Source organism: Arthrobacter sp. 01T419, from assembly GCF_056398865.1.
The window spans coordinates 44,519-64,034 of the sequence record NZ_JBFTQF010000005.1 but is presented as its reverse complement, the minus strand read 5'-3'; the positions used below and the strand labels follow the sequence as shown (position 1 = coordinate 64,034).

The window sequence follows — 19,516 nt, the reverse complement described above, 5'->3', positions numbered from 1 at the left end:
TTGCTTAGTACAAGTCGCCCGGGGCCAGCTCGTCGTTTTCCGGTCCCCGGTGAATGCGCCTCCCGGTGATGGACGTCGGGAGAATCTCGACGAAAACCCGCTTCTTTGTAGAGGTCAATTGTTGGCGGGGAATCCTTTCGGCGGCTTCAATCTCGGCACCGGACTCCAGTTGCCGTGCCTTGCCCTTAACCACGACGCTCCAGACGGATTGGCTACCGACACCGTCTGTCTCCAACGCAACTTTGTCATTGATCGTGAGCGCGAACAGCTTCTCCCCGGGATTCGTGCGGAGGAGGATTTTTCCGTCGTGGGCGACGAAGTTGATCGGATAGATCTCGGGTTCGTTGGCGATGCTCAATGCCAACCGCCCCAACGTCGCACCCAAAAGGATATTCCAGCATTCTTCCTCGTTCAGGACTTCCACGGGGTTTGCGGTGTCCGGTGACATGGTCGGTCCTTTCGATGGTCGTCATTCCAAGCCATTCCAGCATGCACGCCGCCGGCGTCATCCAATAGGGCCCTTGGACCCGTGTTTGTTGGCCGCCAAGCTTGTAGCGTCATTCATAGGAAGGCTTCCCACCCAAGGTTCGCCTTTCACCGAAAGAGGCAGTGATGCTCGGAATACAACAGGCGGATGCCGGAATGCCGGATACCGGAATCTATTTCCAGTGGGGTGATTTCCTGATCCAATTCGGCAATCTGGTGGTCATTGCCACGATGGTCGTGCTATTCATTCTCGCCTTGGTGATTCCGTTTCCACACGGAAGGAGCCGGAAATGACCGCTGACCGTGGCCCGGTTTCCGCTGCCGACGACGGCGAACCACGCTTTTCCACCTGGACAGGAAAGGCCCAGGGATGGGCCCTGCGCCGGCTCCCGCCGGACAAGCTGCTTCCGGAAGGCCAGCCGAGCTACGTCTCGTCCTGGATTTACGTCTTCGGCATGGGCGCAGTTGCCGCCCTCGTCTACATCATTGGCTCTGGCGTCGTACTGGCCCTGAACGGTCCCACCTGGTTCCACGTCTCCGGACTTGGCCGTTTCATCAACAGCACCCATTTGTGGAGCGTTGAACTGTTCTTCATGTTCATGGTGATCCACCTCTGGGGCAAGTTCTGGATGGCCGCGTGGCGAGGCGGGCGCGTGCTGACCTGGATCACCGGGATGCTCGCGTTTGTCGTCTCGATCGTCACGGCGTTCACCGGATACCTGCTTCAAACAAATTTCGATTCGCAGTGGATTGCTTTCCAGGCCAAAGACGCCCTCAACGCGGTCGGTGTGGGGGCGTGGTTCAACGTTGCCGATCTGGGGCAAATACTCATGTGGCACATCACCCTCCTTCCCCTGGCAGTCGCCGTCGTCGTCGCCCTCCATGTTGTGCTCGTTCGGATGCACGGCGTGGTGCCGCCGTTGGAAGCTGACCCATCCGACGCCCAGCTGAGCTCGACGGCACCAATCCCGGCCACCGAGAGCGAGAACCAGAAATGACCAAGTCCCCAGTGTCAACCTCGTGGCGCAGGCGCAACGACATCGCCAGCAGGCCATGGTCCGGCACGCTGCGTGAATACGATCTGTTCAAGGAACTTGCCGTTGGACTGGTGGTCGTTGGTCTGCTTGTCCTCGGCCTCTCCGCGGTCTTCAGCTCGCCGGACGACCCGAGTGTGACCCTCAAATCCTGGGCCCAGGCCCAGCCCGCGGACTTCGTGGCAACAGCCACGGCGGAACTTGGCGGCACCAGCAACACTGCCGGGTACGGACCACCCTACAATTCAACGCCCGATGCCTCGCAAAAACTCGGCCCGATCGACCTGCAAAGCCTTTCCGGCGTGCGGCTTCCAATCGACACGGCCAACGACTTCGTCATCAGCCCGCTCCAAACCCTCCCAACACCCCCGCCCGCCATCGACGAATGGACCAAGGCAAGCGACGCTCAACACGCTGCCTGGGCTGCCGCCTACACTGACGCACTCAGCAAAGCCCCGGACAACGACCCGGCGAAGGTGGCGCCCGGCGACTACGGCCCGGTACCAGCCCTCACCAGCTCACTTCTGACCATGGCGCAGCAGGGCACCCTTGATCCGGTGTTGAGCGCAAAAGGATCGTTCTACAACACCGATTACAAGGCCAGCATCCTGTTCCTCGGCGACGGTACCTATTTCCCCGGCATCGCCGACGCCCAGCACCTGACAGGCGACCAGTGGGGAATGATGAACGAAACCGGCAACTACCCCGGCCAGTCATGGCTCTGGCTCTTCTCAGCCCTCTACCAAGTGGAACCGTTCAAATCAGCGCCAAACGCGGACGTCCTCGTCGTGTTCACCATGGTGCTCCTGACGCTCCTCCTGACCTTGGCGCCCTTCATCCCCGGGCTCAGGTCACTGCCACGCCGCATACCTGTGCACCGACTGATCTGGCGGGACTACTACAAACACCGCTAGCGCAGGCGATAGAACGTTTCGCTGAAACGGCATCCGCCGCCAAGAATTCGTGATGAAGGGAGGAGGGAGGAGGAGCTAGAACTCCCAGTCCTCATCCTCAGTATTAACAGCCTTGCCGATCACGTAAGACGAACCCGACCCGGAGAAGAAGTCGTGGTTCTCGTCAGCATTGGGTGACAGTGCCGAGAGGATGGCCGGGTTCACGTCGGTGACGGAAGCCGGGAACATGGCCTCGTAACCCAGGTTCATGAGCGCCTTGTTGGCGTTGTAGTGCAGGAACTTCTTGACGTCCTCGGCCAGGCCGACGCCGTCGTAGAGGTCATGCGTGTACTGGACTTCGTTTTCGTACAGCTCGAAGAGCAGCTCGAACGTGTAGTCCTTGATTTCCTGGCGCTTCTCCTCGGAGACCTTTTCGAGGCCCTTCTGGAACTTGTAGCCGATGTAGTAGCCATGCACGGCCTCATCGCGGATGATCAGGCGGATGAGGTCTGCCGTGTTCGTGAGCTTGGCACGGGAAGACCAGTACATGGGCAGGTAGAACCCGGAGTAGAACAGGAAGGATTCCAGCAGCGTGGAAGCCACCTTGCGCTTCAGGGGATCGTCGCCCTGGTAATAGTCCATGACGATCTGCGCCTTCTTCTGCAGGTTCTCGTTCTCGAGGGACCAGCGGAAGGCGTCGTCGATCTCCTTGGTGGAGCACAGGGTCGAGAAAATCGACGAATACGACTTCGCGTGCACCGACTCCATGAAGGCGATATTCGTGTACACGGCCTCTTCGTGCGGGGTGATCGCGTCCGGGATCAAGGAAACGGCGCCCACCGTGCCCTGGATGGTGTCCAGCAGGGTCAGGCCCGTGAATACGCGCATGGTGAGCTGCTGCTCGTCCGGCGTGAGAGTGTGCCAGGACTGGACGTCGTTGGACAGCGGCACCTTCTCCGGCAGCCAGAAGTTGTTGACCAGGCGGTTCCAGACCTCCACGTCCTTGTCATCCTGGATGCGGTTCCAGTTGATTGCTTCGACGTGGCTAAGCAGCTTGACCTTCTCGGTCATTTCGTCCCCTTAACGTATGTGTTCTTAAGGTAAGCGTACGACGCCGGGCGCTCACCCGGCGTCGTACTCTTCAGTTTTGAGGCGCGGCGGCTGCCGCAAATAAACAACCGTTATCGGTTACAGCATGCAGGAAACGCAGCCCTCAACCTCGGTCCCTTCCAGCGCGAGCTGGCGGAGTCGGATGTAGTAGAGCGTCTTGATGCCCTTGCGCCATGCGTAGATCTGCGCCTTGTTGATGTCACGCGTGGTGGCGGTGTCCTTGAAGAACAGCGTCAGGGACAGGCCTTGGTCCACGTGCTGCGTGGCGGCGGCGTAGGTGTCGATGATCTTCTCGTAGCCGATCTCGTACGCGTCCTGGTAGTACTCCAGGTTGTCGTTGTCGAGGTACGGAGCCGGGTAGTAGACGCGGCCGATCTTGCCTTCCTTGCGGATTTCGATCTTGGCGGCCACCGGGTGGATCGACGACGTCGAGTTGTTGATGTAGCTGATGGAACCGGTGGGCGGGACGGCCTGCAAGTTCTGGTTGTAGATGCCGTGCTCCATGACGGAAGCCTTGAGCTCACGCCAGTCATCCTGGGTGGGGATGTGGATGCCGGCGAAGAGCTCACGGACTCGCTCGGTCTCCGGTGCCCACTCCTGCTCGGTGTACTTGTTGAAGAACTCGCCACTCGCGTAGGTGGAGTTCTCGAAGCCGCCGAAGGACTGGCCGGTCTCGATGGCCAGCTTGTTCGAGGCACGCAAGGCGTGGAACAGCACCGTGTAGAAGTAGATGTTGGTGAAGTCCAGGCCCTCTTCGGAACCGTAGTGGACGTGCTCGCGGGCAAGGTAGCCGTGCAGGTTCATCTGGCCGAGGCCGATGGCGTGGCTCTGGGCATTGCCCTGCGCGATGGACGGCACCGAGTTGATGTAGGACATGTCCGACACCGCACTAAGGGCACGGATGGACGTCTCGATCGACAAGCCGAAGTCCGGGGAATCCATGGTCTTGGCGATGTTCATCGAACCAAGGTTGCAGGAGATGTCCTTGCCAACCGTCTCGTAGCTGAGGTCCTCAGCGTAGATGGACGGCGTGGAAACCTGCAGGATCTCCGAGCACAGGTTGCTCATGGTGATCTTGCCGGCAATCGGGTTGGCCCGGTTCACGGTGTCCTCGAACATGATGTACGGGTAGCCGGACTCGAACTGAATCTCCGCGAGGGTCTGGAAGAACTCGCGGGCGCTGATCTTGGTCTTCTTGATCCGGGAGTCGTCCACCATCTCGTAGTACTTCTCAGTGACCGAGATGTCGGAGAACGGGACGCCGTAGACGCGCTCGACGTCGTACGGGGAGAAGAGGTACATGTCCTCGTTCTTCTTGGCCAGCTCGAACGTGATGTCCGGGACAACGACGCCGAGGGACAGCGTTTTGATGCGGATCTTCTCGTCGGCGTTTTCCCGCTTGGTGTCCAGGAAGCGGTAGATGTCCGGGTGGTGGGCGTGCAGGTACACGGCCCCTGCACCCTGGCGGGCACCGAGCTGGTTGGCGTAGGAGAAGCTGTCTTCGAGGAGCTTCATGACCGGGATGACGCCGGAAGACTGGTTCTCGATCTGCTTGATCGGGGCGCCATGCTCGCGGATGTTGGTCAGCGAGAGGGCTACGCCGCCGCCACGCTTGGACAGTTGCAGCGCCGAGTTGATGCCGCGGGCGATCGACTCCATGTTGTCTTCGATGCGCAGCAGGAAGCAGGAGACCAGCTCGCCGCGCTGGGCCTTGCCGGCGTTGAGGAACGTGGGCGTTGCGGGCTGGAAGCGGCCGTCGATGATTTCGTCGACGAGGCGGCTGGCAAGTTCTTCGTTGCCGCGGGCAAGGTGCAAGGCAACCATGCAGACGCGGTCCTCGTAGCGCTCCAGGAAACGCTTGCCGTCGAAGGTCTTGAGCGTGTAGGAGGTGTAGAACTTGAAGGCGCCGAGGAACGTCTCGAAACGGAACTTCTTCTTGTAGGCGCGATTGAAGAGGTCACGGATGAAGTTCATCGTGTACTGGTCGAGCGTCTCGCGCTCGTAGTACTGGTTCTTGACCAGGTAGTCCAGCTTCTCTTCCAAGTCATGGAAGAAAACGGTGTTGTTGTTCACGTGCTGCAGGAAGTACTGGTGCGCGGCCTCGCGGTCGGCTTCGAACTGGATCTCCCCGTTCGGACCGTAGAGGTTCAACATGGCGTTGAGCTCATGGTAGCCAAGGCCCTTATAGGCCTCCGGCAATGGCTTCTTGACCTTGGCGGTATCCACAGCGCCCTTGGTTACTTCTGTGTCTGCGACAGTCGTGTCCAAAACTTTTCCAATCCTTGATTGACCCGGTCAACATCTTCCGGAGTCCCCATGAGTTCGAATCGATAAAGAAGCGGAACCCGGCATTTGGTGGCGATGATGTCTCCCGCCATGCAGTAGTTTTCCGCGAAGTTGGTGTTTCCTGCTCCGATGACGCCGCGGATCAGTTCCCTGTTCTGCGGGTTGTTCAGAAACCTGATGACTTGCTTGGGCACCGATCCTTCGCCATTCGTGCCGCCATACGTAGGCAGCACAAGGACGAAAGGTTCCAGCGCGAGCAGCGGCGCGTCCTTGGCGTGGAGCGGGATGCGTGCCGCGTCGACGCCGAGCTTCTGGACGAAGCGCTTGGTGTTCTCAGATGTGGAGGAAAAGTAGATGAGGTGACTCCGCGTGCTGACAGCTTCAGCCGCTACTTGTGCAGGTGCTGTTGCCAGCGCTGCCATGGGAGTCACCTCGACTACATTGGAATACTTTGTTGTTGTGGCGAAGGACCGGAAGGCCTAGGCCACGGAAGCGGCAGCCAGTGCCAGCTCTTCGATCTTGTCCGGACGGAATCCTGACCAGTGATCCTGCTCGGTCACCACGACGGGAGCCTGCATGTATCCAAGGGCCTTCAGGCGCTCAAGGGCCTCGGCATCCTGGGAGATGTCGACACTCTGGTAGGCGATGCCCTTCTTGTCGAGTGCACGGTAGGTTGCGTTGCACTGAACACAGGCCGGCTTCGTGTAAACCGTTACAGTCATGGTCCCTGTCCCCTTTGTTGAAGTCTTTGCTCTTCGTATTGGCAGGCCCCGACCGGAACTGATTCCTCCGATACTGGCCCGCTGGCCGCCAAGGCGGCCAAACGCTCTATTCATGTCTTGTGCTGGTTTCCCGCTCAATCCGTAAATCGATACTACATGTAGTGCAAGCGCCTCAGCGGAACCCCAAGATGATGTATTACAAGTATGTCATTTTACGCACCGGTAGTCCACAGGCAAAGGGGGTAAAAATGTCCGTGAATCCGCCAAATCCGGAGACGTAATCCACACCCTGTGGACTACTTAGCCACATTTAATCGTCAGCGTGTCGCGGGGATCCCGGCGTGTCGCGGGATCTTGCAAACCCTGTTTCGTGAGTCGCCCGCCACACTCCAGGGGGCTCACCAGGCACATCAACAGCAGGAGCGGAGACCGAATTCACACGGCTATGCTGGCTGGGCACGGATTTCGGCCGGCACCAAGCCTAAGGATCACCGATGGTCAACCTTCTCCACCTGCGGACACTGATTGAGGTCACGCGGCTCGGCTCTTTCGCGGCGGCCGCCACGCGGCTCGGTTACACCGCCTCAGCCGTATCCCAACAGATGTCAGCGCTGGAACGGGACACCGGCGTCGAACTCTTCCACCGTTCCGCGCGCAGCGTTGTTCCCACCGAAGCCGCCCTCACCATGGTGCGCCATGCGTCGAAGGTGCTCACCGACGTCGAAACCTTGCTCGCGGCCGCCTCAAGGAGCACGGACTCCCCCGCCCAGGAGCTCCGGTTGGGCATCTTCCCCAGCCTGGCCACGTACGTACTACCGGACATCCTGCGGAACCCGCGGTGGAACAAACTGGGAATTGAACTCCGCGTGTGGGTGGCTGAACCCTCCCAAACCATCCAAGGACTGCGCAGCGGCGGCGAACTGGATCTCGCGCTGGTGTATCAGGTGGGCCAGTCCGGGCTCGCGTGGCCGCACACCTTGGAACGGCAATGGATCGGCGACGACGACTTCCGGGTGGTGCTCCCCGCGTCCTGGGGAATTCGGGAGGACGCCGAAATGCAGGCCTCGCAGCTCTCCGACATGCCATGGATCATCCATCACCCGGGCACCAGCGACGCCGTCGTGATCGAACGCCTGTTTGCCAGCTGCAATCTGCACCCGCGCGTCGTGGCCTACAGCGATGACTTCCACGCGAGCCTCGAGATGGCCGCCGCGGGGCTCGGTGCCGCGCTGGTGCCGGAATTGGCGCTCCGGCACCGACCGCCCGGCGTCGTGGTCCTGGACGTCCCGGACATCCGCCTGGCCCGCAACGTGTTCGCACTGCTCATCAACGAGAAGCGCACCGCACAAGTGCAACTCTTCACGGAACTGCTGGCCGACACGCTTCGCGGGAGCCCGGCGGCAGTCCGGGCCGGCGGCCCCGCGGTGATGCCCAAAAGGACGCAAAAGTCAACGCCCAAACCGCGGACTTGAAATCTTTCAGGATGCTGGAACAGGCCGCTTGTTTGGGGCTATCTTGAAGACATGAGCAAGGTAGCGAGCAAACATTTTGGGGAAATCGAGCTCAACCACGGGCGGGAACACTGCTACGTGGCTTCTCACGAGCTCGCAGGAAATCCCCTCGAACTGGACCTGAACGTCGCGGCGCACGACCACTTCGACGAGAAGGCCCTCCACAAGGTGGACTACCGCCTGGGCTACCTCCCCGAGTTAGTGGACCAGGTCCGGGACATGATTGCCGAGGAGCTGGACCAGGACGGCACCAACTCCCAGCAGTTCCTCCACTTCCACTCCACGCAGCTCAAGGAAGAGCAGCTGGAGGCAGTGTTCGGCGTCCGGGAGAAGGCGCAGCTCACCAAGGACGTCTTCCTCAAGGCCCTCAAGCTTGGCCACGTGGCGATCTATCCCGGCCAGCCGGAGCGCTACTTCGTCCTCGATTTCACCTTGGGCTCGCACTTCACCGACGAGCTCCTGGTGGTCGCGGCGGACGAGGACGGCGTGGTGGACGACGAAATCCTCTGGGAGTCCTGACACAGGAGTAAAGGGTACGACGGCGGCCGGTCACCTTTCGAGGTGACTGGCCGCCCGTTCGCTCGCTTCTCCAAGGTTGGCGCGGCAGGCCGCACCAACCTTGGAGCCTCTGCGAGCTCTCTTATTGCATCAGTGGTCTACTTGGCTGCTTCCAGCAGTCCTGCGCGGACCGTCTTGGTGGCCTTGACCAGGTTGCGCAGGGACTCTTCAGTCTCGGCGTAGCCACGGGTCTTCAGGCCGCAGTCCGGGTTGACCCAGAGCTGGCGGGACGGAACGTGCTTGACGGCAGTGGCCAGCAACTCGGTGACTTCGGCTTCGCCCGGGACGCGCGGCGAGTGGATGTCGTAGACGCCCGGACCAACGCCGCGGCCGAAGTGGTGCGCTTCGAGGTCGTGGACAACCTCCATGCGGGAGCGCGCTGCCTCGATGGAGGTGACGTCGGCGTCGAGGCCGTCGATCGCGTCGATGATCACGCCGAACTCCGAGTAGCAGAGGTGGGTGTGGATCTGGGTTGCGTCGGCAGCACCGGCAGTGGCCAGGCGGAAGGAGTCAACGGACCACTTCAGGTAGGCGGCGTGGTCAGCCTTGCGCAGCGGCAGGAGTTCGCGCAGTGCGGGCTCGTCCACCTGGATGACCTTGATGCCGGCAGCTTCGAGGTCGGCGATCTCGTCACGCAGCGCGAGGCCGACCTGGTTGGCGGTCTCGCCCAGCGGCTGGTCGTCGCGGACGAAGGACCAGGCCAGGATGGTGACCGGACCGGTGAGCATGCCCTTCATCGGCTTGCTGGTGAGGGACTGCGCGTATTCGGCCCAGGCAACCGTGATGGGAGCCGAGCGGGTAACGTCGCCCCAAAGGATGGACGGACGGGTGCAACGGGAGCCGTAGGACTGGACCCAGCCGTGGACCGTGACGTCGAAGCCTTCCAGGTTCTCGGCAAAGTACTGAACCATGTCGTTGCGCTCGGGCTCGCCGTGCACCAGGACGTCGTAGCCGAGCTCTTCCTGCAGCTCGACGACGCGCTTGATCTCGTCCTTCATGAGCTGCTCGTACTGCTCGTTAGTGAGATCGCCCTTGTTGTTGCGGGCGCGGGCCGAACGGATTTCCGAGGTCTGCGGGAAGGATCCGATGGTGGTGGTGGGCAGCGGCGGCAGGTGCAGCGCTTCTTCCTGGGCGGCTTCGCGGACCGAATACTCGGAGCGGTTGAAGTCGGCGTCAGTGAGGGCGGCGGTGCGGGCACGGACATCGGCACGCTGCACGCCTTCGGCGGTGGCGCGGGAGGCGATCACGGCGGAAGCTTCGTCGATGGCGGCCTGAGCGGAAGCCGGGTTGGCCAGGTAGTCCGCAAGGGTCTTGACCTCGACGGCCTTCTGGTCTGCGAACGCAAGCCAGCTGCGCAGCTGCTCCGAGAGCTGGGTCTCCTCGGCCGTGTCGTGTGGAACGTGCTGGGTGGAGGTGGAGGTGCTGACGGCGAGCTTGCCGGCTGCGGCCTTCAGTTCGTCCAGCTTTGCGGCCGAGACGGCGAGGTCGTTGCGCCAGATGTTGTGGCCGTCGACGACGCCGGCAACCAGGGTCTTGTTGCCGAGGGCCGCCAGGGCTGCGGCGGACGGGACCGCACCCTTGAAGACGTCGATGTGCAAGGCGTCGATGTTGGTCGCGGCAAGGGTGCCGAGCTGGCCATCGAGGGAACCGTACGGGGTGGAGACGAAGAGTTGCGGGCGCTCTGCGGCACCGGAGAGGACCTCGTAGGCACGTGCGACGGCAGCCTGGATTTCTGCGGCCGGGGTGTCCTGGTCAACAACCAGGGCCGGCTCGTCCAGCTGGATCCAGCTGGCGCCAGCAGCGGCCAACTTGCCGAGCAGTTCAACGTAGACCGGGAGAATGTCCTCGAGGCGGGACAGCGGAGCGAAGCCTGCGGGGGCATCGTCCGAAGCCTTGGAGAGGAGCAGGTAGGTCACCGGGCCGACGATGTACGGACGGGTCTCGATGCCGTTGGCCAGGGCGAACTCGAATTCCTCGACGATGCGGTTCGAAGCGAGCTTGAAGTCAGTCTCCGGGCCGATTTCCGGAACGAGGTAGTGGTAGTTGGTGTCGAACCACTTGGTCATTTCCAGCGGCTGCTGTTCCTTGTTGCCGCGGGCCAGGGTGAAGTAGCCATCGATGTCGAGCTGGCCTTCGGCGTTGAGCAGTTGGCCGAAACGGGCCGGGACGGCGCCCAGGTGTGCGGTGGCGTCGAGCACCTGGTCATAGTAGGAGAAGGCGCCCGGAACAGCGGCGGCTTCGTTGAGGCCGAGTTCCTGGAGTCGCTTGGCAACGGTCAGCTGGATGTCCTTGGCAGCGGCGTCAAGGGCAGCAGCGTCGATCTTGCCGGCCCAGTAGGCTTCAACGGCCTTCTTGAGTTCGCGACGGCGGCCGATACGCGGGTAGCCGAGGATCGAGGCTGCCGGGAATTGAGTGGTGTTCTGATCAGTCATGGGAGTTTCCTTCGGACAGTAGGTGCAAATCGAGGTGTCTAGGGGTAGCGGAGCAGCGTTGGCTGATCAGCTGACGAGTTCTTGGCGGCGGGCGATGGCATGAAGCCGGCTGGCAGGGCGGGCCGGGCGGGGCAGCGCAAGCTTGTCCAGTACGTCCAAGGCGCAGGTGTGCTCATTGAAGGTGTACAGGTGGATGCCTGGAGCGCCGGCTTGGAGTGCTGCGTTGGCCAGGTCCACCGTGGCGCGGACTCCGATCTTGCGCCGCTCGGCGTCAGTGTCCGCGGCAGCAAGGCGTTCGATGAGTTCCGGTGCCGGTTCGACGCCGGTGAGCTCGCCGAGGCGCTTGAGCCGACGAAGGCTCGTCAGCGGCATAACCCCGGGAATGATCGGGATGGTGACGCCTGCGCGTCGGGCACGGGAGATCAGGTCTGCATATTGCTCGGTGTGGAAGAAGACCTGCGTGATGGCGAAGTCGGCGCCCGAGCGCTGCTTCGCAAGCAGCACCTCGACGTCGTGCTCCACGCTCGGTGACTCCGGGTGGCGAGTGGGATAGGCGGCCACGCCGACGGCGATCTTGCCTGCGCACAGCAGGGCGGAACGTCGCTGCTCCACACGGCGGATTAATTCGATCAAATCCTGGGCGTAACGCAAGGAGCCGCTGACCGGCTGGCCGCTGTCCTTGGGCAGGTCGCCGCGCAGGGCAAGGATGCCGCGCACGCCGTTGTCCAGCAGTTCGCCAATGATCTCAGCCAGTTCCTGCGGGGTGTTTCCAACGCAAGTCAGGTGTGCCAGCGGCCGGAGGGTGGTTTCAAGCAGCAGCCGGTTGATGAGCTCGACGGCGGTGTCCCGGTTGGAGCCGCTGGCACCATAGGTGACAGAGACGAAGTCGGGATCCGTGGCCTCAAGCTCCCCAATGGTGGTCCACAACGATTCCGCAGCCGCTGGAGAGCGGGGCGGGAAGAGTTCGTAGGACAAGGCGACGGGTGCAGCGCCGGTCAGGTTTGGATGGGTGTCGATGAGGCTTGGTGGTGACATTTGCGTCCTTGGCTTGTGTCAGCGGGTCTGCGATCCGGGACTTGAATTCCAAGTCCTAAAACTGCAGAATCGGTGAATTGAGTTTGGGGATACACGCAACGAACTCCAGCAGGGCGCAGCCGCGACTGTTACGCCTGGAATGAAGTTGTCCGTGTGCAAATGTCAGGCCCACATGGGGGCACCCACACCCTCCTGCCTGCCTTCGAGAGGCAGATCCGGCGGAGGATCGCTGACACGTTACCGCGGTAACTTGACTACGACTCTAGATCGGGGTTCCGGGCGCCACAAATCGTCCACCGAATTAAGACGCAGTTTTACGCTACGTTTCGCCTGATTTCTGAAGATTGTTCGTTGGGCTTTCGGCCGGGCTTAAGCCGCAAGGAGTACCCCACAGAGAACCGCGTCTGGGAGCCCTCCCCATCACGGTCCGGCAGGACTATTCTTTTGCCATGATTCAGCTTCCAGCCAGTTATCAGGAATACCTCGACGGCAAGGATGAGCGGTTCATCCAGACCATCCGCCCCATCTTGATGCAATCCGCGGCGGACAAGCTTCACGGTGTCCGTGTCCTCTACAACCCCGGGCTTACCGGTCACCAGGCCCATCTTGATGATTCCATTCCGTACGGCACCATCGTGGAGGACATCGACTAGGACGCTGCGACGCGGACTACGGGGGCCAGCGATGGCGTCGCTGACGGCTGCTCAGCCCTTCATCGCCCCGGAGAGTGCAAATGCGCTGCCCGAGCCCCGGGCCACCACGGTGTAGAGGATAAGCACCGGGACTGAATACAAAATGGAGAACGCGGCGAGTTCCCCATAGGCGATGGCTCCGTGCTGGCCGAAGAAGCTGAAGACGGACACCGCGGCCGGCTGCTTGGCGGTAGACAACAGCAGGATGAATGGAACGAAGAAGTTCCCCCAGGCCTGGATGAAGACGAAGATGAACACCACGCCCAGCCCTTGCCTCATCAGGGGCACGACGATTCTCCGGAGCGTGGCGAGTCCCGAGGCACCGTCCATCCAGGCAGCTTCCTCCAGCTCGAGCGGCACGGAGTCCATGAAGTTCTTCGTCATCCAAATGGCCATGGGCAAGGTGGTGGTTGCCATGAAGAAGATGGTTGCCGGCATCGAGTCCAGCAACTGCAGCTGCACGAACAGGCCATAGACCGGCACCATGATTGCCGTGACCGGGAGCGACGTGCCGAACAGGATCGCATACAGGAAAGGCTTGTTGAACCGCGACTGGTAGCGGGACAGCGGATAGGCCGCGAGCACGGCGGCAGCCAGGTTGACGACGGCGGTTCCAGCGGAGAGCAGGAAGCTGTTCACGAGCGGCTGGAACAGCAAGTCAGGCGTCAGCACGGCGGCAAAGTTAGCTAACGACGGCGATTGCGGCCAGCGCGTCTGGTACCCGGCGTGCGGATCAACGGAGGCAAGAAGCAGCCACCCCAAGGGCAGCACAAAGCACAAACCGATCACCGCCAAAGCCGCATTGGCAGCGAACCGGACACGGGGCCGTCCCCCGGCCACCGCAGTCGGGCGTCTTTCGCTAAGCCGCGGCCCCCGGCGCAAGGATGTCATGGGTTCACCCTGCGAAGGAGCCTGACGTACGCCGTTCCGAAGACCATGCCGATCAGGATCAAAACCGAAGCGATCGCGGTGCCGTAGCCGATATCTCCAAGCTTGAAGGCTTCCTGGTACGCGAGCACCGGCAAAGTGGTGCTCGCGTTGGAGGGGCCGCCCGCCGTCATCACCCAGATCAGGGTGAAGACCGCGAGCGTCTGGAGCGTGATCAGCATGAGATTTGTAGCGATGCTCCCGCGGATGATCGGCAGGGTGATGAAGGCGAGCCGCTGCCACCCCCGGGCACCGTCCATGAGGGCGGCTTCGGAAACGTCCCGCGGGACCTGGGAGAGCGCCGCCCGGTAGACCAACATGGAAAACGCTGTGCCCCGCCAGACATTGGCCAGGATGATCGCAGCCATGGGGAAGGCATACAGCCAGTTGGCGCCGTGAACGCCGAGCATTCCCAAGAGCTGGTTGAGCGTACCGTCCTGGCTGAAGTACGCATAGGCAGCGAAGGCAGCAACGATTTCCGGCAGCACCCACGAGGCAACCACTGCGGTGCCCACGAGCGACGCCGTCGCACCCCCGGATTTGGTCATCAGCAGGGCGATGACCAGGCCCAGGGCGTTTTGTCCGAGGATTGCAGACGCGCCCACGAAGACCACCGTCAGCCAGGCAGAGAGAGGGAAGACGGAGTCCGTCAACATCCGGACGTAATTGTCCAGGCCGATCCACTGAGGGTTCAGGGCCGCCCTGCCGGACAACGCTGCGTCGGTGAAGGAGGCATAGAAGGACCACGCCACGGGCGCCAACATGAAGAGGACCAGCAACAGGATCGACGGCACTACCGGCAGCAAGCGGAACCTGCGACGCAGTGAGCCGCGATCAGGGGAATCAGGGACTGGCATGCGTCATTTCTGCATGACCTTGGCGTCACCGACCAGTTTCTTGACCGAAGCGTCGTATTCGGCCGCCGCCTCGGCCGGGCTCTGTTTGCCGGTGATGACAGCCTCGGTGGCCTGCTGGACGGCGAGGGAAATCTTCGGGTAGTCAGCGGTTGCCGGGCGATAGTGCGTCACAGCCACGAGATCGGAGACATCCTTCACAAACGGGTTGGCCGCTTGGTAACCGGGATCAGAAGCGACATCGGTGCGGACGGCGATCTGCGAATTGTTGACGTCGAAGGCAAGCGCGTTCTTCTTGTTCACGGCGGTGGTCAGGAACTTGAAAGCCAAGTCCGCGCTCTTGGTCTTCGCACCGACGGCGAGGGTCCATCCACCGGACATGCTCACGCCGCCCGGATCCTGCCCGAACTGGGTGGGGAACTTGGCTACCGCCATATCCTGCGCATAGCCGGCCCATTCGTAGGAACCGCCTTTTTGCCAGAACGACGGCGTGTAGGAGCCTTCCACGGTGGCGCCCATTTTGCCCTTCGGCAGCCACTCACCAAAGACTTTCTTCCACACATTGGAATCGAGCGCTTCCGACGGTGTCACGGCGAGCTTCTCGTCGTACAGGGTCTTCAGGAATTGGAGCGAATCGGTGAATCCCTTGGATCCCAGCACCCACTTCTTGTCGTTTTCTGAATACAAGGAGCTTCCCGTCCCATAAAGCAGCTCGTAGAAGCTCTGCATGACTGTTCCTTCACCGGTGGCTTTCCCGGCGTACATGTTGAATGGCACAACGCCCGGATCCGCGGCCTTCATCTTGCGGGCCGCCGTCAGGATGTCATCCCAGGTTTTCGGCTGCCATGGCAAGGGAATGCCGGCCTTCTGAAGGACTGTCTTGTTGTACCAGATCGCCCTGGTGTCGGTGCCAAGCGGGATCGCGTAAATACCGCCGTCGTCACCGCGTCCCGCAGCCTTTGCGCCCTCGTTGAATTTGGACCACTCGTCCCAGGTGGCCAGTTGTCCGTCGAGTTTGAGGAGGTAGCCGGCGTCAACGTCCGAACGGACTTTGAAGGTGTCCTCGTAGAAGACGTCCGGCGCCGTGTCCGGAGACCGTTGAGCCAGCGCGAGCTTGGTGCCGTAGTCGTCGTCGTTGGCTTGGATAGGCTGCAGGTCCACCGTGACGCCTGCGTTGGCGGCTTCGAATTCCCGTTTGGCGTCCGTGAAGACCTTATCCAGCGCCGTGAAAGAGTCCGTCTTTTGATAGACGATCTTGATCGTCCTTTTGTCATTGGCTTGTGATGGGGTGGAACACGCGGCCGAGGCCAAAAGGCCGACTACGCCGAGCAGTGCTGCTCCGATCCTGGCTAGGCGACGCATGACGCTCCGATCTTCATACGGCTGCAGCCCCCACACTTCAGCTGGCCCAGCCTCTTGCCGATATTGATAAAAAGCCCTGCGACGCAGGGCAGTGAAAGACCTCAGCCTTCCAAGAGGAGCCGCTGGGCGCGCGGCGCAAGCGTGTGTTCCAGTACCAGGCAGGCCGCGCCAATAGCGCCGACGTCTTCGCCCACTCCGGTTCCGACAACTTCAATGCCGTGAATGCTGCTGGCGGCGCTGTTGGCGGCGAGCAGGGCAGGAATGCGATTCAAGTATCGCTCTGACATGCGGCCCCAGAAGGGGCCTCCAAAGACTACCCGCTCGACGTCGAGGGTGTTGGTCACCACCGCAACGGCCCGGGCAACCAGCACCGCGGACTTGTCGATGATCGCGATGGCGCGTTCGTCGCCGGAGTCAGCTGCATCGCACAGCTTGGCAAAGCCCTCCTGCACTTCCGGCCCCTCTGTCCCCTTGCGGCCACCGTCCAGGACACCTTGCTCTTCGGCCTCGGCCACGAGGACCTGCGGGATGCAGGAGGACTTGACGCACCCGCGGAGGCCGCAATCGCATGCAGGGCCGTCCGGGTCGACAATGATGTGGCCGATTTCGCCGGCGTTGCCTGATGTTCCGCGGACCACTTCGTCGTTCAGGACGATCCCGCAGCCGATGCCGGTGCCCATGTACATGAAAATGAAGCTGCCCGTACCGCTGGGACCGCCCGCCCACGTTTCCGCGACGGCCGCACTGGTCACGTCCTTGTCCACGAGGGTCTCAAGCCCGGTGGCTTCGGCGAGGGCATCCCTCAAGTGCACCCGGTCCCAACCCACCATCAGGGGCGGGTCGACGACGGTGCCCTCATCGAGATCTATGGGACCCGGCGCCGCGACGCCAAGTCCCGCGATCTTCCCCTGATCGACGCCGGATTCTTCGATCAGCGTCTTGATTTCATCGGCGATGGCGGCGATGACGCGCAATGGATCACTGCCGCCAGGAGTGGGGATCCGGGAATGCTTCACAACGTCGCCCACCAGGTCCAGGACCACGGAAGTAATGACCGCGGGATCAAGGTGGACGCCCAAGGCATACATTCCGGCAGGGTTCAGGCGCAAGATGGTACGAGGTTTGCCCGGACCGCTACCTTCCTTGCCGGCTTCGACAATGAGCCGTTGATCAAGCAGGCGGCGTGAGATATTCGAGATAGTCTGCGGTGAGAGGCCAACGATCTGGGCCAGTTCGACGCGGCTCAGTCCGCCGGATGAGCGCCTGATTGCGTCGAGAATGACGGTCAGGTTGAAGTCCCCCATGCGTGGCAGATTGGTTCCGCGCCTCGGACTCGGCTGGCGGATCTCAGTCACGGATTCCCCTAAATCATTCGAATAATGCTGTTGCATTTGCATCGTACGGCACGTGTGCGCGTCCCGGTATGCCCACACGCTCGTCATCTGGAACGGACACGGATATTGGAGACGGGAGGCACTGGGACATGGCACTCATGCCACAGGCCGAGCTGGACGTGACCGCAAGGCTAGTGAGGGCGTTGCTCGAGGAGCAGCTGCCCGCTATCTCCGGACTTCCGTTGGAGCTGGTGGCCAACGGTTGGGACAACGTCATCTACCGTCTCGGCAAGGATTGGGCCGTTCGCTTGCCTCGCCGGGAGGCGGCAGCGCAGCTAGTACTCCATGAACAGCAGTACCTCCAGACGTACGCCCGGCATTCCCCCGTTCCCCTCCCGAGCCCTGTCCATTCAGGCCGCCCATCTGCAGACTATCCGTGGCACTGGAGCGTGACCCCTTGGTTGGATGGGATCTCCGCGGCGCTTGTGCCCCAAGCAACCCGGAATGCTGCGGCCTTGGACATGGCAGCGTTCCTCATCGCCATCCACGTGCCCGCAGCACCGGGCGCCCCGGTCAACCCCGTCCGCGGGGTGCCCTTGGAGACGAGGTCAGACGCGTTACTGGGCCGACTCGAAGATTACGGCCGCTATCCGGAGGCCCCGCGGTTGCGGAAGCTCTGGTCCGAAGCCTGCATGGCCGTGCCGTGGGCGGGGTCCGCGCTGTGGCTGCATGGTGACCTCCACCCCGCGAACATCCTCCTGCGTCCTGACGGGCGGCTCGCGGCTGTCCTCGACTTCGGAGACCTTGGGGCCGGGGATCCCGCCGTCGATCTCGCCGTCGCGTGGTTGATGTTCGACGGCGGTGCGCGGCAGCGTTTCATGGCGGCCATGGGCCCCGCCGTTGATGCCGGCACATGGAGCCGCGCCCGCGGCTGGGCCGTCTTGTTGGCGACGGCCATGGTGAGTTTTTCGGATGACAACCCTCAGATGTCGAGCATCGGGCGCTTCGCGCTGGACCAGTTGCTATCTGAACCGCGTTAACTGACCTGCGCTGACTAACCTTCGCTGGCGCCTAACGTTTAACGCTGCGTGTCACAGTGAATTTCGGATTCCGGCCTATTTCAGTGGTGGGCCCAATCAGTCTTTCCAGAGCCGAGCGGTACTGCAAGTGGCTGTTGTAGACAGTCCAGAGCTCACCGCCGGAAGCAAGGACCCGCGCGGCGGCCTCAAACATCTTCGTGGCCGCCCCGGCATGCACGCTGGTGCCGAGGTGGAACGGCGGGTTGAGCAGGATGAGGTCTGCACTGCCCGGTTCAAAGGCGGACATGGCGTCGTCCTGAACTACCGTGACCCGATCTCCCAAGCCGTTGGCTGCCGCGGTGGCCTTGGTGGACGCGACTGCTGCGGCTGATTGGTCGGTGGCAGTAACGCGGGCATTGGGCCGGTCCCGCGCGTACATGGTGGCGAGGATTCCCGTCCCGCAGCCGAGGTCCACCGCGTGGCGGGCGTCGGGAATCTTGTCCAGGAAGCCCAAAAGGAAGCGGGTGCCGATATCCAGCTTCGTGCCCGAGAACACGGCCCCGTGGGCACAGACTGTAATGCCTAGCTCGGTGTTCCGTTCCGAGACAGGAAAGGGCGCCGCAGTGGCCGGACGTTTTGGTTCCCGGGCAATGAGGACCCGTGATTTCCGCTGCGCGAGCTGTGGCTGCACAGACTCAAAGCTACGTTCCAGGACGGCGTTCATGCCCAAGGACATGTGCTTGACGCGTCCACCGGCCAACACGACGGCGCCGGGCGCTGCAAAGCGTGCAACGGCGTCGGCGATCTCCTCCAGCTCCGCGAGCGCTTTGGGTAACTGCATGATCACCAGTTCGGCGCCGTCGAGCAACCCGGCTCCCAACTCGAACTCTTCGAAGCGACCGGACAACCCTGACGCCGCGGCGTTCCGCTGGAGTGCGAGACTGCTCACGTAGAGGTCCTGGGTCACCCGGACGTGCTCGACGCCGAGAGCCGCCAAGGCGCCCAAGGTCAGGGCTCCGTAGCGGTCACCGATCACTGCAACGCGGATCTCCGGACTAAGCACGTACCGTGCCGCGGTCTCGAGGAGGAGCCGGTCGGTGGCATCGTGCGCCTGCAGGTTCTCGGCCTCAACGTCAGGGAACCGGCGCAGGCCGCCAAACAGTGCATCAAGGTCCATTTCATGAGGGTCCAATAGGGTCACGCTGAACTCGAGCCTTCTTTCGCTTCTCGGCTTGCCGAATGGTCCGGCGGCCTCCAGCAA

19 protein-coding genes are annotated in these 19,516 nt (G+C 62.2%); 7 read left to right on the top strand and 12 right to left on the bottom strand.

All coding sequences use genetic code 11. The features are described 5' to 3' along the window. Window positions 1–4: 4 nt before the first annotated feature. Window positions 5–448 (bottom strand): pyridoxamine 5'-phosphate oxidase family protein, encoded by a 444-nt coding sequence (locus AC1DLO_RS09365; RefSeq protein WP_476889926.1) that lies wholly within the window; start codon window positions 446–448, stop codon window positions 5–7. A gap of 164 nt (window positions 449–612) precedes the next feature. Here AC1DLO_RS09365 and AC1DLO_RS09360 point away from each other — a divergent pair, with 164 nt between their 5' ends. The 3 genes from AC1DLO_RS09360 to AC1DLO_RS09350 are packed head-to-tail and all read left to right on the top strand — an operon-like array spanning window position 613 to window position 2,434. Then, a complete protein-coding gene (locus AC1DLO_RS09360; protein ID WP_476889927.1) occupies window positions 613–780 on the top strand; it encodes a hypothetical protein in 168 nt (55 codons plus the stop codon). Continuing rightward, a complete protein-coding gene (locus AC1DLO_RS09355; RefSeq protein WP_476889928.1) occupies window positions 777–1,484 on the top strand; it encodes a cytochrome b N-terminal domain-containing protein in 708 nt (235 codons plus the stop codon). The genes AC1DLO_RS09360 and AC1DLO_RS09355 overlap by 4 nt, the downstream gene beginning before the upstream one ends. Further along, entirely contained in the window at window positions 1,481–2,434 is a 954-nt protein-coding gene (locus AC1DLO_RS09350; protein ID WP_476889929.1) for a hypothetical protein, read from the top strand. The genes AC1DLO_RS09355 and AC1DLO_RS09350 overlap by 4 nt, the downstream gene beginning before the upstream one ends. 75 nt (window positions 2,435–2,509) lie before the next feature. On the opposite strand, the gene nrdF is transcribed toward AC1DLO_RS09350, so the two are convergent. The 4 genes from nrdF to nrdH all read right to left on the bottom strand — a co-directional run bounded on the left by nrdF (window position 2,510) and on the right by nrdH (window position 6,531). After that, window positions 2,510–3,484, bottom strand: coding sequence for a class 1b ribonucleoside-diphosphate reductase subunit beta (nrdF, locus tag AC1DLO_RS09345; protein ID WP_059389329.1), 975 nt, complete (start codon window positions 3,482–3,484; stop codon window positions 2,510–2,512). Window positions 3,485–3,601: 117 nt separating this feature from the next. Continuing rightward, window positions 3,602–5,749, bottom strand: coding sequence for a class 1b ribonucleoside-diphosphate reductase subunit alpha (gene nrdE, locus AC1DLO_RS09340; RefSeq protein WP_476914473.1), 2,148 nt, complete (start codon window positions 5,747–5,749; stop codon window positions 3,602–3,604). Window positions 5,750–5,760: 11 nt separating this feature from the next. Further along, window positions 5,761–6,231 (bottom strand): class Ib ribonucleoside-diphosphate reductase assembly flavoprotein NrdI, encoded by a 471-nt coding sequence (gene nrdI / locus AC1DLO_RS09335; RefSeq protein WP_184735497.1) that lies wholly within the window; start codon window positions 6,229–6,231, stop codon window positions 5,761–5,763. A 57-nt stretch (window positions 6,232–6,288) separates the two neighbouring features. Next, window positions 6,289–6,531, bottom strand: a complete 243-nt coding sequence (nrdH, locus tag AC1DLO_RS09330) for a glutaredoxin-like protein NrdH (RefSeq protein WP_028267421.1) — start codon at window positions 6,529–6,531, stop codon at window positions 6,289–6,291. Between the two features lie 494 nt (window positions 6,532–7,025). On the opposite strand from nrdH, the gene AC1DLO_RS09325 reads away from it, so the two are divergent. Together AC1DLO_RS09325 and AC1DLO_RS09320 are read left to right on the top strand one after the other, a co-directional pair. Continuing rightward, window positions 7,026–8,003: a LysR family transcriptional regulator gene (locus AC1DLO_RS09325; protein WP_476889930.1), complete on the top strand. Its 978-nt coding sequence runs from the start codon at window positions 7,026–7,028 to the stop codon at window positions 8,001–8,003. A 51-nt stretch (window positions 8,004–8,054) separates the two neighbouring features. After that, a complete protein-coding gene (locus tag AC1DLO_RS09320; protein WP_184735500.1) occupies window positions 8,055–8,561 on the top strand; it encodes a DUF2004 domain-containing protein in 507 nt (168 codons plus the stop codon). Window positions 8,562–8,698: 137 nt separating this feature from the next. Here AC1DLO_RS09320 and metE read toward each other — a convergent pair whose 3' ends face one another. Next, window positions 8,699–11,032: a 5-methyltetrahydropteroyltriglutamate--homocysteine S-methyltransferase gene (gene metE, locus AC1DLO_RS09315; protein WP_476889931.1), complete on the bottom strand. Its 2,334-nt coding sequence runs from the start codon at window positions 11,030–11,032 to the stop codon at window positions 8,699–8,701. A gap of 66 nt (window positions 11,033–11,098) precedes the next feature. After that, a complete protein-coding gene (locus AC1DLO_RS09310) occupies window positions 11,099–12,067 on the bottom strand; it encodes a methylenetetrahydrofolate reductase (RefSeq protein WP_476889932.1) in 969 nt (322 codons plus the stop codon). 449 nt (window positions 12,068–12,516) lie between these two features. Between AC1DLO_RS09310 and AC1DLO_RS09305 the strand changes: the two genes are divergently transcribed. Then, the gene (locus AC1DLO_RS09305) at window positions 12,517–12,720 is read left to right on the top strand and encodes a hypothetical protein (RefSeq protein ID WP_265981384.1); all 204 of its coding nucleotides are present in this window, start codon (window positions 12,517–12,519) and stop codon (window positions 12,718–12,720) included. 51 nt (window positions 12,721–12,771) lie between these two features. Here the strand turns inward: AC1DLO_RS09305 and AC1DLO_RS09300 are convergent, their stop codons facing one another. The 4 genes from AC1DLO_RS09300 to AC1DLO_RS09285 all read right to left on the bottom strand — a co-directional run bounded on the left by AC1DLO_RS09300 (window position 12,772) and on the right by AC1DLO_RS09285 (window position 17,257). Continuing rightward, a complete protein-coding gene (locus AC1DLO_RS09300; RefSeq protein ID WP_184735515.1) occupies window positions 12,772–13,650 on the bottom strand; it encodes a carbohydrate ABC transporter permease in 879 nt (292 codons plus the stop codon). After that, window positions 13,647–14,543, bottom strand: coding sequence for a carbohydrate ABC transporter permease (locus tag AC1DLO_RS09295; protein WP_476889933.1), 897 nt, complete (start codon window positions 14,541–14,543; stop codon window positions 13,647–13,649). The genes AC1DLO_RS09300 and AC1DLO_RS09295 overlap by 4 nt, the downstream gene beginning before the upstream one ends. 3 nt (window positions 14,544–14,546) lie before the next feature. After that, the gene (locus AC1DLO_RS09290) at window positions 14,547–15,902 is read right to left on the bottom strand and encodes an extracellular solute-binding protein (protein ID WP_476889934.1); all 1,356 of its coding nucleotides are present in this window, start codon (window positions 15,900–15,902) and stop codon (window positions 14,547–14,549) included. Window positions 15,903–16,003: 101 nt separating this feature from the next. Continuing rightward, entirely contained in the window at window positions 16,004–17,257 is a 1,254-nt protein-coding gene (locus tag AC1DLO_RS09285; protein WP_476889935.1) for an ROK family protein, read from the bottom strand. A 128-nt stretch (window positions 17,258–17,385) separates the two neighbouring features. Here AC1DLO_RS09285 and AC1DLO_RS09280 point away from each other — a divergent pair, with 128 nt between their 5' ends. After that, complete coding sequence (locus AC1DLO_RS09280) at window positions 17,386–18,276, top strand: aminoglycoside phosphotransferase family protein (protein ID WP_476889936.1); 891 nt, start codon at window positions 17,386–17,388, stop codon at window positions 18,274–18,276. A gap of 31 nt (window positions 18,277–18,307) precedes the next feature. Here the strand turns inward: AC1DLO_RS09280 and AC1DLO_RS09275 are convergent, their stop codons facing one another. Beyond that, complete coding sequence (locus AC1DLO_RS09275) at window positions 18,308–19,432, bottom strand: class I SAM-dependent methyltransferase (protein WP_476889937.1); 1,125 nt, start codon at window positions 19,430–19,432, stop codon at window positions 18,308–18,310. Window positions 19,433–19,516: the final 84 nt, after the last annotated feature.

Excerpts from the sequence above, each read along its gene's own strand:
- nrdF (WP_059389329.1), bottom strand. The coding sequence starts at position 3,484 with ATGACCGAGAAGGTCAAGCTGCTTAGCCACGTCGAAGCAATCAACTGG.
- AC1DLO_RS09320 (WP_184735500.1), top strand. The coding sequence starts at position 8,055 with ATGAGCAAGGTAGCGAGCAAACATTTTGGGGAAATCGAGCTCAACCAC.
- AC1DLO_RS09365 (WP_476889926.1), bottom strand. The coding sequence starts at position 448 with ATGTCACCGGACACCGCAAACCCCGTGGAAGTCCTGAACGAGGAAGAA.
- nrdH (WP_028267421.1), bottom strand. The coding sequence starts at position 6,531 with ATGACTGTAACGGTTTACACGAAGCCGGCCTGTGTTCAGTGCAACGCA.
- AC1DLO_RS09355 (WP_476889928.1), top strand. The coding sequence starts at position 777 with ATGACCGCTGACCGTGGCCCGGTTTCCGCTGCCGACGACGGCGAACCA.
- AC1DLO_RS09310 (WP_476889932.1), bottom strand. The coding sequence starts at position 12,067 with ATGTCACCACCAAGCCTCATCGACACCCATCCAAACCTGACCGGCGCT.
- AC1DLO_RS09280 (WP_476889936.1), top strand. The coding sequence starts at position 17,386 with ATGGCACTCATGCCACAGGCCGAGCTGGACGTGACCGCAAGGCTAGTG.
- AC1DLO_RS09360 (WP_476889927.1), top strand. The coding sequence starts at position 613 with ATGCTCGGAATACAACAGGCGGATGCCGGAATGCCGGATACCGGAATC.
- AC1DLO_RS09350 (WP_476889929.1), top strand. The coding sequence starts at position 1,481 with ATGACCAAGTCCCCAGTGTCAACCTCGTGGCGCAGGCGCAACGACATC.
- AC1DLO_RS09305 (WP_265981384.1), top strand. The coding sequence starts at position 12,517 with ATGATTCAGCTTCCAGCCAGTTATCAGGAATACCTCGACGGCAAGGAT.
- AC1DLO_RS09325 (WP_476889930.1), top strand. The coding sequence starts at position 7,026 with ATGGTCAACCTTCTCCACCTGCGGACACTGATTGAGGTCACGCGGCTC.
- AC1DLO_RS09290 (WP_476889934.1), bottom strand. The coding sequence starts at position 15,902 with ATGCGTCGCCTAGCCAGGATCGGAGCAGCACTGCTCGGCGTAGTCGGC.
- AC1DLO_RS09300 (WP_184735515.1), bottom strand. The coding sequence starts at position 13,650 with ATGACATCCTTGCGCCGGGGGCCGCGGCTTAGCGAAAGACGCCCGACT.
- metE (WP_476889931.1), bottom strand. The coding sequence starts at position 11,032 with ATGACTGATCAGAACACCACTCAATTCCCGGCAGCCTCGATCCTCGGC.
- AC1DLO_RS09295 (WP_476889933.1), bottom strand. The coding sequence starts at position 14,543 with ATGCCAGTCCCTGATTCCCCTGATCGCGGCTCACTGCGTCGCAGGTTC.
- nrdI (WP_184735497.1), bottom strand. The coding sequence starts at position 6,231 with ATGGCAGCGCTGGCAACAGCACCTGCACAAGTAGCGGCTGAAGCTGTC.
- AC1DLO_RS09275 (WP_476889937.1), bottom strand. The coding sequence starts at position 19,432 with ATGGACCTTGATGCACTGTTTGGCGGCCTGCGCCGGTTCCCTGACGTT.